Source organism: Ginsengibacter hankyongi (assembly GCF_008710285.1).
In the GTDB taxonomy this organism is placed as follows: Bacteria; Bacteroidota; Bacteroidia; order Chitinophagales; family Chitinophagaceae; genus Ginsengibacter; species Ginsengibacter hankyongi.
Map to the genome: position 1 here is coordinate 1,208,001 of NZ_VYQF01000001.1, position 16,429 is coordinate 1,224,429.

Consider the following 16,429-nt stretch of genomic DNA (forward strand, 5'->3'; position numbering starts at 1 on the left):
ACATGATTCAGATGTCATTTTTTATTTATGAATTTTATATGTAATTGAATGATTAAGACTGTGATCTTTAGCCGTCAATAATATGCGCCAAATATCCCTGCCATCCCAGGAGTGCTTTAAACCCTCATCCTCCGGTGTTACAAGGGCCATTTTTTCTTCACTGATATTCCAGAAAGTGGCATTATAGTCTAAATAAACTCTTGTTTGATCAGGCAGATTGAAAACAATTTTTCCTGGCGTGGTAATATCTGCATCACATACAGACATTAAAGTTTGAGTAAGATTGTTGAGATGCGAAACCATTGCATAACTATCATTAACTTCCACTACTCCTTTCTTCTTATCCATTTTTACGCGGCGTTTCCAACTCATAATACCTGCATCCGCAGGATAAGCATCTTTAATATTCATGCTTAATTGCGACGTATTTTTTGTTTGCTGATAGCTCACATCCGAAGCTGCATGTTGGCGTCCCTCTTTTTGTTCCACATTATTAATTGTGGGTAAATTATGGTAAGGCGATGTATTGAACCAAAGTTTGTACCTCTGTTTTGAGAATGTTCTGGCCGTATAAGTTCCTGATCCTATGTCAATAATTACGGGGTAACCATTTACATACACCATAAAATCTCCAACATCATTATGGTTGTGGCTTTCTCCATTGTTGCCTGCATGGGAAGCAACGAAAACCCTATTGCCGGAACGGGCTGCCATTAATTGCACATCGCTGTACCAAACATCTGTTGCAAGATCTTCTTTATACGGATAAGCTGCACATTCTTTTATTGCCTTAAGGTTATAAAGACTTCGTGGGCGCTGGAAACCTTCCAGGCCAAGGCCATTATTTCCATAAGTATGAAAAGCCCATGAGCCCATGTTCATCATATCTTTATTATTCACATCTTTGCCAAACCTGTAGATCAGCAATCCGTTTGCTTCTATCTCAGGATGAGCATCGGCAACATTAATAAAATACTTGCCGGCAATGTGGGTCTTATAAATATATGCTCCCATCTTTTCAATAAAAGGGTCCTTATAGATGTCGTATTTGCGGCCTGTGGCATCATAAAGTAAATTCAATGCATCATATACACTTGCTCCGGCCGCATTCCAATAACCGGGGCCTTCATCACAACCGCCGTCAGCACCCAGTCCGTTTATATATTGATTAATAATTCTGACAGCAATGTTCAATGCATGGGTTCTTTTAGCTTCATCTTTTTCTATTAACAAATCAGCAGTTATATAATTGGATGCAATCCATGGCGCCCAGTTATTTAGTTTAGCGTCGGGATTATCGCCGCCCATCCATCCATATTTTGCAGTGAGCATTGGCGTTAATATTCTCCTGTTAATTTCATAGCTTATTCGTGGGCGCAACAATTTGGAAACGGCATCTAATTTAGGGCCCACGAAGTAATCGGTCCAGGCCAACACAGCGCCGGTTTCTGCAGAGAACAGATCCACTATCGGGTCTTCTACATCGGGAAGTCCCGCTCCTGCTTTTTGAATACCCACATGAGCGCTTATCCCCCAAAAACTTTCTTCACAGATCGACCATATTCCATTTACTATCTGATCTATAAATCTTCCTTTTCCTTCCATTGATTCGGCCATCACCATGTCCCAAAGTTGATTTCGCTTTTGAAAAGAAATTTTCTCATAATTTGTGCGATTATTATTGCGTATAAATTCCAGCATTACTGTGGCAGGTATCTCTTGAAAATCTTCTTTCAATGCCTTCTCGCCATTCGTGATGATATGCGCTATTATGGAATCTGGTAATATCCTTTTCCACCCGCCTGGTGTTTGAGGAAATGGTTTAAATTCTTTCTGTGGAATAAGAGATTGAGTCAGGGGCTGTATAAACTCTGGTAAAAGATCGCGGTGAGTGATCTGCGCTTTTGTGCTTAATGCCCCCGAAATAGTAACTAAAAAAATAAAGTAGGTATAAAAGCGTCGAAAATAATTTCTCATAAAATTTGTTGTTAATAATCTCTATTCTTGAAGATTTAAAAAGTAATATGGGTTTAAAAAATTTACGCCAAACTCAAAAAATCGGTACCACAATATATCCGCACCTATTCAGTTACTTCACATCACATAGACGTAAGAAAAATGAATATTATTAGCCTTATTATATGAACTAACTTATGGCATAATCGAAAATAAAAATTCCAGTAAGAAATAAACTTTTTTAAAGCCATTATACAATCATTTACCCTTTCGGTTTTTCCAAATTTCGGCTATGCTTAGTCGTTAGCAATCATTTAAACAGCAATCATAAACTGTTACAAGAATATGGAGAATATTCAAAAACAACTTCCGTAAAATCATATTTATTTACGAAAACGTTGTCGGATGGCGCATGCCCAAAACTTTTATAATAGTTTGGTCGGCTACCGAATGACTGCGATATCATCTCATCCGAATAAAAATTTACGTAGGATCAGTCTTCAAAAAGCAAATGAATGAGCACATTGTTGTCAGGCGGTGTAATGCTATTTGTTTCAGTACGATACGACGGTTGTTTAAATTTATCAGCGGCGGTAATCAGCAGTGGATATAATTCAACATTATTGTATTTAACTATTTGCTTGTAATCCCATTTTTTTTCATCCAGAGCATAAGGTATTATCCAATCGAGAATAGTTTGTAATCCTGTGCCGTTCACATTCTTATAATGCCAAAGATCTACACCCGACTTTTCTGCAAGCGACGCAAGCGTAAATAGTGCATCCAGGTTGAAAGTACTATACCCAAGAGCATTTGTTCTTTCAAGTTCTAATGGCATTTTTCCTTCACTCGTTATTTGCCTATCAATTTCGTCTCTTCCCTCCTCCGATAATTTGAGTGCTTCCGATTTATTCCCTGTGAATAATGCATAATCTATGGCCTGAACCAGAAACCATGTCCCGTGATTGTTTTGTGCAGTGTGCTCGTCATTGCCATTTTTACTTGTAAGCATCCAGTTTAAAAATTGAGCATACCAATCTTGTAATGATTTCGTGTCTGAATTTGTCCACGCTTTTGAGTTAGCAAGAAGTCCGGCCGCGTCAGCGATACCGGTAAGGGAGCGGGTTTCAATAATGCCTATTCCTCGGCCATTATTTTTCCCGGGAATAGCTTGAGCATAGTCGAGGTTAGGGTTCATCTTAAAATCTTTATCAAAGAACCAGTGTTTCAACAAAGAAGCTGCTTTACCGGCATATTTTTCTTCTCCGGTTAAATAATACGCAAGCGATAAAATCTGTGTAGCGTTATCAAGATCTGATAAATATTTATGATCAGTAATTTTATAGATTTCAGGATTGCGTTCGCCATCTTTTCTCATGTAGGGTAAACCGTTAGGTTTAGTACTGTCATACCAAAAATATGGGGCGAGGCTCATATAATCATGTTTGTTACCGCTTGCAGGAACGAAACTTTTATCCGTTACAGAAATTAATTTCATGTCAAGTAATTCATCAGCCGGCTTTTTTAATTTATCAACTAATATTACCGTTTCCTGATCGCGTTGCTGTAATTTATTTTTTATTGTTTGCAAATGACTTCCGTTTAAGATAAACACGTTTGGTTGTGCACTTACATCTATCAATGTCAGTATAAAAAAGAGGTTCATCAAAAATCTAATTGCCATGTTACAGGTTTTAAAGTTTTTAAAATTTATTAAAATAATTTATAATTATAGAAGCGAGAACCTTATTAGTTGGCAGCAAAATCTAAAGTTGTTTTATTCAATATATGCCTTGTATAAACTTTGTAATCAAAGATTTGCCGATATAAATTTGCGCTTTTTTGTTGACGATAATTATCAATACAAAACTTATTATTGCGACAACGATTTCGTGAATATTTCTTTCCAATATGAAAATGATTTAAGGTTTTTTTAGTAGGTTCGTTTTGTCCTCCTTTTTTATACTACAAAACGATTGCTTATGTTACTAACTAATTTTGAAAGAATAAAAATTCCCTTATTTGCTTCGAAACTGATCTGTGTGTTAATCTTCATACCGCTATTGTCCTTAGCCCAAACGAAGACGATTTCAGGAACTGTAACAGATGAATCGGGGAATCCATTATCAAACATTTCAGTGGTTATTAAAAATGGCACCGGCGGAACGGCGACCGATGCAAAAGGCCACTACCAGTTGAACGCTTCAACTGGTTCGACGCTTGTTTTTACTTCTGTCAATTATGAAACGGTTAATATTTCTGTTGGTAACAAGAGTGTTTACAATATCAGTATGAAACCCGAAAACGGGGGTATGGCCGAAGTTGTTGTGGTCGGCTACGGAACACAAAAGAAAGTAAATCTCCTGGGTTCTGTAGGTACAGTAAATGTTGACAGTAAGATTACCGGCAGGGCTCTGCCAAATATTTCGGAAGGGCTTACGGGCTTAGTACCAGGCCTGGCAGCTACTCAATCGAGCGGGATGGCAGGCAGGAATGGAGCATCACTTCTGATCCGTGGTTTGGGAACGCCCAATAACAGTTCCCCGCTGATTGTTGTTGACGGAATACCGGACGTTGATATAAATAGAGTAAATGTAAATGATATTGAGACTGTCTCAGTATTGAAAGACGCTTCATCTGCTTCGGTATATGGTTCAAGGGCGGCCAATGGCGTAATATTAATTACTACAAAATCTGGTAAAGGAATGAATAAAACCGTGTTGAATTTCAGTTCCAATACCGCACTTGAAACACCTACAAAGGGTATCGACTTCCTGGCGAATTACCCGCTCGCTTTAACTATAGAACAGCGCCGATCTGCTACCAACACACTTCCCTCCAACCAGCTCTATAAAAATGGCACCATTGATCAATGGATGGCGCTCGGAATGATCGATCCACTGAGCTATCCCAATACAGACTGGTGGAATATTATTATGCGGGATGGTAGACTACAGGATTATAACGTATCTGCTACGGGCGGCAATGACAAATCTAATTTCTTCGTTTCAGTAGGTACAAAAATTGAAAATGGTCTTCAGATTAAGAACGATTACAAACAGTATAATGCGCGATTCAACTTCGACTATAAATTACGAAGTAATATGAATACAGGTGTAAAGTTTAATGGCAACTGGTCTAATTTCACGTATGCGCTTGAAGAAGGATTTACAGATCCCGCTTCTACCAATACCGCAGGTTTTGATATGCAATATGCCATTGCCGGCATTACACCTTATGATCCTGCAACTGGTTTATTTGGCGGTGTAATGGCTTATGGGGAAGACCCACAGGCCTATAATCCCTATTCGCAATATATAAACAGTCCCAATCATCAAACCCGCCAGGAAGTTAACGCAACTGCCTATTGGGATTGGACGCCGATTACAGGACTCACCGCTGGTTTGGACTATAATATGATTTATTATAACCAGTTTAACTGGAGTGCGCCTACACCGGCCCAGGCATTTAATTTCCAGACAAATGCATATGGAAGCCGTGTGTATGTGGGTCCGAACGCTCCCGTCTCCAATACCAATTTAAATGGCTATAAAACCTTAATGGATGCACGCGTAAATTACCATACCAAATTTGGAAGTAATCACGATCTCTCGGCGGTGTTCGTATACAGCGAAGAGTACTGGAACGATCGCTCGCTTGGAGCTTCCAGGAATGACCGCCTCGCACCGGGTATCACAGAAATTGATGGAGCGCTTCCTAATGTATATTCAAACAGTGGTAGTTCAAGTGCCGAAGGGCTTCGGTCTTACATCGGCCGGGTAAACTATACTGCTTATAACAAGTATTTACTGGAAGGTGACATGCGTGTGGACGGTTCTTCCAAATTTGTTCCGGGCCAGCGGTATGGATATTTCGGCTCCGGTGCTGTGGGTTGGCGTTTCACCGAAGAAGAATTTTTGAAGCCCTTTCTAAGCAAGTTTTTGTCGAGTGGTAAGCTCCGCGCTTCATATGGCGGCTTAGGCAACAACAGTGGGGTAGGCCGATATGAACAGCAGACTACACTGACAGCCAATAATTATATGATAGGGGGAACGGGGGTCATTGGCCTTGTAAACAACAAATTGATCAACCAAAGTTTATCCTGGGAATCTACTAATGTATTTGATCTGGGATTGGAACTTGGATTTCTCAACAACAGGTTGACTTTTGAAATGGATTATTATGATCGTTTAACAAAAGGCATCATACAAGGTTCGCAATTATCAATCCTCTTGACAGGTGCATTCAGCGCTCCCAATACCAATATCGGTAATATGCGCAATCGTGGCGCAGAGCTTACAATGGCATGGAGAGATCGCATAGGCGCTGTTAATTATGGGGTAAGCGTAAACGGGTCTTATAACAAGACCAGGTTGGAAAAATGGAGTCAGCTGCTGACTCGAGGTGCGACCTACAGCGGCAATACCGTGTTTATCGATATGCCCTATGATTATGTATATACTTATGTAGATAATGGCATTGCCCAAACATGGGCTGATATTTATAAAAATACGCCACAGGGTGCACAACCAGGTGATTTGCTTCGCAAAGACCTAAATGGTGACGGGAGAATTGATGGCAATGACGAAAAAGCATTGCAGGCTTCGCGTAACAGGCCAACTACCAGTTATACGTTGAATGCATATGCGTCCTGGAAAGGTATAGACATTGGCATGTTATGGACCGGGACAAGTGGTCGTAAAGATTTCTGGCTAAACGCGTTTAACAATGTAAATTTCAGTACTTCGCGTTATGCAGTTAACCAGCAGGATGTAACAAACCCCTGGTCTGTTGAAAATCGGGACGGTGAATGGCCACGTATTGGAGGGAGTGGCAATAATACGGCCCAGACTACTTTCTGGCTAGATGATATGAGTTATCTACGATTAAAAAATCTGCAACTTGGGTATACATTTCCTAAACCGTTATTCAAAAAGATAGGTGTCACTAATTTCCGCATTGCGGGATCTGCTGAGAATTTGTTAACCATTACTTCTTACCGTGGTCTTGATCCGGAAAAAGCAGGGAACAACAACAATCTTTATCCACTTAATAAAGCCTATTCACTCGCTGTTCAGCTCAGTTTCTAAAATTGCTATAGATATGAAAAAGATAAAACTCATTTCACCAATATGCATTATGATGGCATTCGCTGTTGGCGCCGTCCTGCCGATATCGTGCCGTAAAGGTCTGCTCGATCAAACACCTACAACCAATCCATCACCTTCAACTTTCTGGAAGACAGAGTCAGATGCTACGTCAGGGCTTTTAGGACTATATGCGGCAGTAAGGCCTTGTTTCGATCGGGATTACTATTTCGATGGCCAGTCTGAATATTTCAGATGCAGGGGAACAAGCACAACGTCCGGCAATCTACAGAAAGGGGACGCATACAATGGAGGCAACTATAACCCGACCGGATACGGTGCTTCATTTGATAAGATGTTCCGTGATCTTTATGGTGCCGTTGATCGTGCAAACTATGTGATTGACAACGTTACAAAAATGCAGGCATCGGGTGGTTCACTTGCTACTTCAAACGTACTGCAAACAATCCAGGGAGAAGCACGTTTGCTCCGTGGACTGGTTTATTTCAGATTAATTTGCATGTGGGGTGATGTTCCTTATTACACCATTTCGCCTAATAAAGACGCTGATGTGAACTCTTTGCCACGAACACCAATCGCCCAGATTAAAGATTCCATCCTCGCCGATTATACCTATGCTTTCAATACACTTCCGACCACTGCTTCGGCATTGGGGAGGGCCTCGAAAGTAGCAGCCCTTGCCTTGCGCGGGAAACTCGAATTATACTGGGGTTCCTGGAACAAAAACGGTTGGCCCGAGCTAGAGGGATTTAATTCCAGCGCTGCAGAGGCTACTACAGCCTTTACTGCTGCTGCCGCTGATTTTGATTCTGTCATAAATAATTATGGCGTCACTCTGTATATGGGTGGCGATCCGGGACAGATTGATGCATTGGGCAAGGCCGATGTGTTACCCAACTACTATACGTTATTTACGCCCAAGGCTAATGGTAATTCTGAAATGCTTATGGTGTTTACACATGGTGGTACTGGCACAGGTCAGGGCGAAGAATTGATGCGCGACTTTGCAGGTCGTTCCCATGAAGGCTCGCAATGCTGGGTATCTCCACGATATGAGATAGCCGATAGATATCAGTCAACAGTTACAGGTGACTTTGTTTCGCCATTGATTCCCATGAACCCTACCGTTCCGGCCACTGGAAATGTAGCAAGGACCACACCGGGTTCAGCGGTTAATCCTAATAGTTATGCAGATCGCGATTACCGGATGAAATCAACCCTAGAATGGGATTATGAAGTAAGTATTGGGAGCGCCTCACAAGTATCTACAGGTTTTGTACCATTTATTTATAAGACATGGGCCGGCAGGGTGAATATTGGGGGCGTTAATTACCTTACGTACAATACGGACGGATGTAATTCTGGATATGTGTTTAGAAAATTTGTACGGAATTATGCCGGGCAGGGGCGTAGCGATGGAGATTTCGCATGGCCTGTTATACGGTTGGCAGACGTTTACCTAATGTATGCCGAAGCAACCAATGAAATAAACGGGCCGCAAGCTGACGCCATCGATCTTGTAAACAAAGTACGCCATAGGGGCAATTTGCCGCCTTTGGACGCATCTAAAACTGGCGGCTACCAGGATTTTTTCAATGCTATTGAACAGGAAAGAATTGTAGAACTTATCGGGGAAGGTCAACGTTCTTTTGATCTTCGGCGATGGAGGGCACTCGAGAGAGTTTGGGGACCTCCGGGGAGCCCTGGTGTATGGCGTATTGATACTTGGGGAGCCAATCAACAACGATATTTTCAGAACACTTCTGAACTTGAATATCAACAAGATTACATTTTTCGCATACCTCCAAGCGAACGGGATAAGAATCCTAATCTGACACAAAATATTCCATGGAGATAAATTTTGTTATCATAACCAACAAATAATTTAGAAAAGATGAAAAAAAATATAACGATAGCATTAGCAATTCTGTTAGCAACCGTCACCTGGACTTCCTGTAAGAAACATGCACCGGTAGATGAAGATGGATTACTCATTACAACACGCAGAGATTGTTATGTAAGCAATTTCGAACTGCTGGGAACCGATTTTGTAAGCGTACGTGTTGGCGCTCCAGTTATTGATACTACCGAGCAGACTGTAAAAGTAACTGTGCAATTCGGAGCCGACCTTAAAAATTTATATCCTCAATTCACGCTTGCCCAGGATTGCAAACTTGATCCAAAGATCACCGGGTTAACAGATTTTTCCGATACACTTAACCATAAAAAATGGACGGTAATTTCCGGAGATCGTAATGTGAAAAAGACTTATAGTGTTATTATCAGTGTTCAACCATAATAATGATTATTAATATTAAATAAAATACGATGCAACCTAGATCTAAATATATTGGTTATGCTTTTTTACTAATGATTTCATTAGCATTTTTTACTTCCTCATGTAAGAAAGATTCATACGCTCTTCCTGTGGCTTCTGATAAGCTGCAGAACCAGGCTATTAAAAGAACCCTCGGTCCAAACATCGTGGGACAGCAGATAGAATTTGCTTATGCTATGGCAATTCTTCCTACCAAAGGGAAGTTGACATCTTGTGTAGCCGAAGCGTCCATTGCCGGAGCGCCTGGTACTTATATGGAAAATAGATCTTTCCATACTGCCCAAACCGGAGCAGATGTTGGTGACTCAGTGGGATCACCTTCTGTAACAAGTGGCACAACAACAACGGTCACCTATACTGTTGATACCTCTGCAGCTACCCTTCGTTATTATTATGTAATACCTGAGGAAGCCCGCGGCAAAACGGTAACCATTAAGTTTACAGCTACCAGCAGCGATGGAGAAAGTGTGTCAACAACCATGGGCCCTTATACAATTGCTCAAATGGATATGAAGCTAAATATGAAAGTGAGCAACAACAATATGATGTATATTTCGATTGGTGATAGTACGGTATATAACGCGACCGATGCTGCTGCCCACGCTGCCAACATCGACCTTGTTTATGTCTATCGCAATCGGCCTAACAGTGCTTTTAACCATGCGTTGGTCGCACCGGCTGCAGATACTCAATATCTTCCTGGTATAATTTTGCCAACGGGTGTAAACCGTACCGCCAAGCTACTTAAAACATTCAACCTGCAGGATCATAACCTTGCTCCAAATGAACAATATGGTGGCATTTTCATAGACGATATAGATTTTCAAAAACTTGACCTGGCAGGAGCTCCGAACTATGCCATTAATCTAAAACAGGATGCAGGGGTATGGGTTGAAACGGCTGATGGAAAATACAGGGCTTATATCTTTTTTAATTCTGTAAGTAGCTCGGGAACTGCTGTTATCAGTATGAAAAGATATGCTTTAAAATAAATTGCAGTTGCAGAAGCAGCGAACCTTATGGAAAAATTTCACCGATTAATTATTCCGCTGTTAATCTCAGGAATAGTTGCCTGCTCTTCATCTAAAATATTTGCACAATCTTTTATTCACCCGGGCATTGATCAGACTTCAAGGGACCTGGCTTTTATGAAAAAGATGGTCGTTGCTGGCAAGCAGCCATGGAAAGGAGCGTTCGACAGATTAAAAAATGTGGCGGACACTGGCTTTGTTGTAAAAGCTCACACACATGTATTGAGGGGACCTTATGGGAAGCCAAACATTGGCGGCGATGACCTGTTAAAAGGCGCTGACATGGCGTATAATTATGCGCTGATGTGGTATATTACCAATGATAAAAATTATGCGGTCAAGGCAATAAACATACTCAATGCATGGTCCCAAGTCCTTTGGGATTTTGACTATAACGATGCTAAACTGCTTGCCGCCTGGACCGGCCACCTTCTCTGCAATGCCGCGGAAATTCTGCGATATACTAACTCCGCATGGGAACGAAGAGATATTAATAGTTTCAGCAATATGCTAATGACGGTATATTATCCGCTGATGCGCTTTTACTATCCGCAAGCTAATGGTAATTGGGATGGGGCCATCATTCATTCCATAATGGCAATAGCAGTTTTCACAGATAACCATAAAATGTTTAACAATGCTATTGATCATTTTCTTCATGCTCCGGTGAACGGAAGTATTTTTAAATACATTTACCCAAGCGGGCAGTGCCAGGAGAGCATGCGTGACCAGGGGCATGTGCAATTAGGATTGGGAGAGTTTGCAGGTGCGGCGAGAATCGCTTTTACGCAGGGAGTTGATCTTTTTTCTCTTGCTAATAACAGGATTGCATTAGGCTATGAGTATACCGCGGGGTTTTTATTGGGTAAAGAAACGCAGTGTTATGGGATTATATCTCAACGGGCAAAAACACTCCGCGATGATTACGAATATGTTTATCGTCACTATACTTCACAAGGCGTGGATATGCCCAACACCAAAATGGCCGCTGATTCTGTAAGAGACAAAGCTATCCGAAGTGTGCTAACAGCATTCCGTGCATCTCTTACGGAACCAGTTAAGAAAACCACCAGCCCGCAAAAAAGCCATATCGGGTATGTAGCAGGAGCTGGCGCAGGCAATTCAGTAACTGTTCCGGGTAATGCTGTTATTGTTAGGAAAGGGCAATCAATACAAGATGCCCTTAATACTGCTTCAGCTACAAGCCATTGGATAATGATAAAAGCGGGCATACATATCCTGCCAGCAACCTTAAAAATTCCCAGCGGCATAACAATATCAGGAGAAGGTTTAAGTACTATACTTTTCCTTGATCCTTCCCCCGGACAAAGAGATGCGATGGTAAATGCGGAAAATGATTTACATGATGTAACGATACAGAATCTTGTTATAGAAGGATCTAATAAAACTGATCCTGGTAGCGATCCAAATAGCAGCCGTTCTTATCGGGGCGGTTATAATCGTGGAGGAATCATATTTCGTGCCTTGAGTGAAGGCCAAATGAAGAATATAAAACTTATCAATATTACGGTTCAGAACTGTACTTACAATGGCGTATTTATAAGTGGGGGAGAAAACATAACTATTGATGGTTGCAATTTTAATGAGAATGGTGGCAATGCTGTACCTGGCCCTAAGCTTCAGCATAATCTTTTATTAACTCATTGCACTGATGTTCATATTAAAGATAGCAGGTTAGATACCTCGCCTTATGGCAGTGGAATTACGATAGATCATAATCACGATGTTTCTATTACCAATTGCGAAATTGCCCGCAATGGATATTATGGCATTTTAGTTTCAGAATCTAAAAATGTTTTGGTAAAAAATAACTTAATTGAGGCAAATGATCGAAGCGGTGTAATGGTTGAATTTTTACACAGTGGTTGTGAAAGGGTGAAGATTAATAATAACAGAATTCAATTCAACAATGGGTATGGCGTTGAGACTTATGCAACAAGAAATTTTGAAATAGATAACAATATTTATTCAGGTAATGGGAATAATGTGAGCCAGCAGAAAATTGGTAGTGAAAAATTTATTATCATGGAATAAAAAAATTGCTAATCATTAACAAAACCAACATCTCTACTGAATGCCTTGAAAGTCTTCAAAGTTATTTTTTAGCGGTCGCACCAGTTTTCTTTATTTATAAAATTAATGGTTTCCTATCTCGCTGGTAGACTCCGGTATTTAGCTATCTTTAGCTCCGCTGCCGGAAGTTTGTTTTCGCCATGAAATCGTGCCCACCTTTGCCTTTTATAGTTAAATGATTCCATCATTTGTGGTATCAATGTTCCCTTACAAAATATTCACGATGAACAATTACCTATCTTTTTTGTGTATCTCCTATTCGTTGGAACTTTCCATCGTTTTTATTTCTGCATTTTTCCGAAAACTAATACAGAACTGAAATAACATTTCTCGTGGGTAAATTGTTAGTAATAATGGCCACCTGAATTTTTGATAATATCATTAACTTAGATAACTGTGTTTCTTTGTTAAATAATGTTTTATTAATTATTATTCAGAACAAAAAATAACCATATGAGCAATGGACCCACTACATTAAAAGATATTGCAAAAGCACTCAATCTCTCTATTTCAACAGTTTCTAAAGCACTCCGTAGCAGCCATGAAATAAGTTTAGATACACAAAGACTAGTCGCTGAATTTGCCACACTTAATAACTATCGGCCAAATCCTATTGCACAGGGTTTGCGAAGCGGGCGCACCAAACTCATTGGAGTAGTAGTAACGAATATTGATAACGATTTTTTTTCACAGGTTATCAATGGTATCGAATCCATTGCACTTAAAAAAAATTATACAGTAATTATCACGCAGACGCATGAGTCGTGGGAAAGCGAGATATTAACTGTACAGCATCTATTTTCGCGGGCAGTGGATGGATTGATTGTATCACTTTCTGCTGAAACAGATAATGTTGATCACTTTATTGAACTGCATGATAAGGGGTTACCTATCGTATTTTTTGATCGCGTAACTGATGAACTGAATACACACAAAGTCATATCAGATAATTTCAACGGTGCCTACGATGCCACAGAACATCTTATTCAGAATGGATATAGAAATATTGCACACATAACCAGCTCAAACCATTTGTCTATTACACTGGAAAGACTTGAAGGGTATATTAAAGCTTTGGAAAATAACCACCTGAAAGTAGACGAAGAATATATTAAATATTGCAGTCATGGCGGCATGATCAAGGAGGAAATTGAAAATGGATTAAATGATTTGTTATCCCTGCAAAAGCGCCCGGATGCCATATTTACAGCATCAGACCGGATCAGCACCTCAACGTTAAGTTTATTACGCAAAATGGATATAAAAATTCCTGAACAAATTGCTCTTGTTGGTTTTACAAATTCCTTGTCGTCTGAGATTTTCAATCCTTCACTTACCTCAATTGTGCAGCCTGCTTTTGAGATGGGAAAGGTTGCTACTGATATGCTCATTGAAATTATTGAGAGTCGAAGGCCCATTAAAAGATTTGAGAAGCGTGTCTTGAATACCAAGTTATTAATTAGGGAGTCTAGTGCAAGGCAATTAAGAAATCAAGTGGGTTCATCTTCTATTTCACCGACAACTCTATACGCTTCTTGTTGATAGTTATTGGTAGACAGGTAATTTTACATAGTGAACATTAATTTTCGTAAATGAAAAATAACGGTAAGGTGTTTGTAAGTAGTGAGATAATTATAAATTTAATAGTCATAAAATTTTAAAATTGATGATTATATGCTTAAGATATACAATCAAAAATGTCATAATCCTATATTTTCTCATGTTTCAAAAAAATTGAAATTGGCTTCAATGACTTATAAATAAATTCGGTCACACAAGCTAGTGTCAATTTCAGTGTAACCTTTTGTGTCGCACGAAAATTGACATTTTTTGATATAATTTGGTGGGCTAAAAATTTAAAAAGCCCGTAAACACTGAGTTTTACGAGCTTTTAATTTTCAAAGAAATCAACTGAGTCGGGGCGGCAAGATTCGAACTTGCGACCTCCACATCCCAAATGTGGCGCGATAACCGGGCTACGCTACGCCCCGAAAAACTTTATCTTACAATATTCAATGCCCGGTTGAGCGGAGAGGGTGGGATTCGAACCCACGGTACAGTTTAACCCGTACGACGATTTAGCAAACCGTTCCTTTCGGCCACTCAGGCACCTCTCCTTTATATCATAAGGGCTGCAAAAGTAACATTTGCAATTCAAAATTTAAAATAAATAATTGCTGATAATTACCCCGCAGATTTATTGGAAATTACATTGCAGCAAGTTGCACTTTTTGCTGAAGTTCTATTACGCTTTCTTTAAATAAGGTATCTGTATCCATTAGATCTTTAACCGTTTGACAGCTATGAATAACTGTGGTATGATCTCTGCCACCAAAATGTTCCCCTATTGTTTTTAATGAATTTTTTGTAAAAGCTTTTGCAAGGAACATTGAAATTTGCCTTGCCTGAACAATTTCTCTTTTGCGTGTTTTTTGCAACAACTTTTCGTAAGGCACATCAAAATAATCACATACCATTTTTTGTATGGTATCAATTGTTATTTCTTTTGATGATGATTTGATAAAATTTCTCAACACTTTTTTAGCTAATTCAAGATCGATTTCCCGTTTATTTAGCGAAGATTGTGCCAACAGGGAAATTAATGCTCCTTCAAGTTCACGAATATTATTTTGTATATTATATGCAATATATTTTACTACTTCTTTCGGCATATCCAGCCCATCGTTCTTCATCTTCCTTTCCAATATTTCAATCTTGGTATCATAATCAGGAATTTGAAGATCGGCGCTAAGCCCCCAGCGAAAACGGCTTAGTAATCTTTCCTGAACTCCTTCCAGGTCTTTGGGTGGCTTATCTGACGTGAGAATTAATTGTTTACCGCTTTGATGCAAATGATTAAAAATAGCAAAGAAAGCATCCTGCGATTTTTCTGCCCGGTTAAAAAATTGAACATCATCAATAATCAATACATCTATTAACTGGTAAAAATGTATAAAATCGTTTATAGCATTATTGCGGCTGTGATCCACAAACTGGTTAATAAATTTCTCAGAACTTACATACAAAACAACTTTATTGTTGTTTAGTCTTTTTACTTCATTTCCTATAGCCTGGGCAAGGTGAGTTTTACCCAATCCTACCCCACCATAAATTACCAATGGGTTAAAGGAAGTTGAACCGGGCTTTTCTGCAACGGTTTTTCCTGCACGTCTTGCTACGCGGTTGCAATCACCTTCAATAAACGCATCAAATACATACACAGGATTTAACTGCGGATCTATCTGCATCTTTTTGAGTCCCGGAATTACAAAGGGATTCTTAACAGGGTTATTTATAACTAAAGGAAAATCCATTTCGTTATTTGAATATGATTTGTAACCTTGCCCCGGCACGTCCATCATCAAAGGCAAATTCTTTCCATTTCCACTATCTACCATTATGCGATACTCCAGTCTCGCATCTTTTCCCAATTCACGCTTTAAAGTTTTAGCAAGAAGATTTACATAATGCTCTTCAATATACTCATAAAAAAACTGGCTTGGCACCTGGATAGTTAATACATTACTTTTTAACAAAACAGGTGTAATTGGTTCGAACCAGGTTTTGTAATGTTGCCACTCCACTATATCCTTTATAATATTGAGACAATTATTCCAAACTGTTTCGCAAGCCTTATCCATTTTACCGTAAGCCGTTTATTTGATTTAGTAATAACCTTGTTTTTCCGGGGATCACTAAGAATATTTATACAAAAAAAATTTCTATAAATATTTCAGAGCAGACAGCGAATATCAAAATAATTTGTTGAAAAAAAAATTTTTTATTCTTTGTTTTTATCATCTTAAAAACAGTGTGCCTTTCAAATAAAAGCAGGAAGTTTTTTTATAATCTTTGGCATATTTTTTTATAGATAAGCCCACATTGACTTACATTAAAAAAGC

Annotated in this window: 9 protein-coding genes and 2 tRNA genes; 6 read left to right on the plus strand and 5 right to left on the minus strand. The window is 39.4% G+C overall.

Annotated features, from left to right (window positions below; translation table 11 throughout):
- Positions 1-21 precede the first annotated feature (21 nt).
- Positions 22-1,977, minus strand: a complete 1,956-nt coding sequence (locus FW778_RS05000; protein WP_150413506.1) for a heparinase II/III domain-containing protein — start codon at positions 1,975-1,977, stop codon at positions 22-24.
- 472 nt (positions 1,978-2,449) lie between these two features.
- Positions 2,450-3,640 carry an alginate lyase family protein gene (locus FW778_RS05005; protein WP_150413507.1) on the minus strand — a complete coding sequence of 397 codons (1,191 nt, stop codon included), beginning with the start codon at positions 3,638-3,640 and terminating at the stop codon, positions 2,450-2,452.
- A gap of 298 nt (positions 3,641-3,938) precedes the next feature.
- Between FW778_RS05005 and FW778_RS05010 the strand changes: the two genes are divergently transcribed.
- The 6 genes from FW778_RS05010 to FW778_RS05035 all read left to right on the plus strand — a co-directional run bounded on the left by FW778_RS05010 (position 3,939) and on the right by FW778_RS05035 (position 14,069).
- Complete coding sequence (locus FW778_RS05010) at positions 3,939-7,046, plus strand: SusC/RagA family TonB-linked outer membrane protein (RefSeq protein ID WP_150413508.1); 3,108 nt, start codon at positions 3,939-3,941, stop codon at positions 7,044-7,046.
- 13 nt (positions 7,047-7,059) lie between these two features.
- Positions 7,060-8,922, plus strand: a complete 1,863-nt coding sequence (locus tag FW778_RS05015; protein ID WP_150413509.1) for a RagB/SusD family nutrient uptake outer membrane protein — start codon at positions 7,060-7,062, stop codon at positions 8,920-8,922.
- A gap of 36 nt (positions 8,923-8,958) precedes the next feature.
- Positions 8,959-9,363 carry a hypothetical protein gene (locus FW778_RS05020; protein WP_150413510.1) on the plus strand — a complete coding sequence of 135 codons (405 nt, stop codon included), beginning with the start codon at positions 8,959-8,961 and terminating at the stop codon, positions 9,361-9,363.
- Between the two features lie 29 nt (positions 9,364-9,392).
- Entirely contained in the window at positions 9,393-10,394 is a 1,002-nt protein-coding gene (locus tag FW778_RS05025) for a DUF4466 family protein (RefSeq protein ID WP_202552077.1), read from the plus strand.
- 27 nt (positions 10,395-10,421) lie between these two features.
- Complete coding sequence (locus tag FW778_RS05030) at positions 10,422-12,488, plus strand: right-handed parallel beta-helix repeat-containing protein (RefSeq protein ID WP_150413511.1); 2,067 nt, start codon at positions 10,422-10,424, stop codon at positions 12,486-12,488.
- 492 nt (positions 12,489-12,980) lie between these two features.
- Complete coding sequence (locus FW778_RS05035) at positions 12,981-14,069, plus strand: LacI family DNA-binding transcriptional regulator (protein ID WP_150413512.1); 1,089 nt, start codon at positions 12,981-12,983, stop codon at positions 14,067-14,069.
- Between the two features lie 374 nt (positions 14,070-14,443).
- On the opposite strand, the gene FW778_RS05040 is transcribed toward FW778_RS05035, so the two are convergent.
- From FW778_RS05040 to dnaA, 3 genes are all read right to left on the minus strand, one after another.
- Positions 14,444-14,518, minus strand: a tRNA-Pro gene (locus FW778_RS05040).
- A 37-nt stretch (positions 14,519-14,555) separates the two neighbouring features.
- A tRNA-Ser gene (locus tag FW778_RS05045) sits at positions 14,556-14,644 on the minus strand.
- Between the two features lie 90 nt (positions 14,645-14,734).
- Positions 14,735-16,168 (minus strand): chromosomal replication initiator protein DnaA, encoded by a 1,434-nt coding sequence (dnaA, locus tag FW778_RS05050; protein ID WP_150413513.1) that lies wholly within the window; start codon positions 16,166-16,168, stop codon positions 14,735-14,737.
- Positions 16,169-16,429 lie beyond the last annotated feature (261 nt).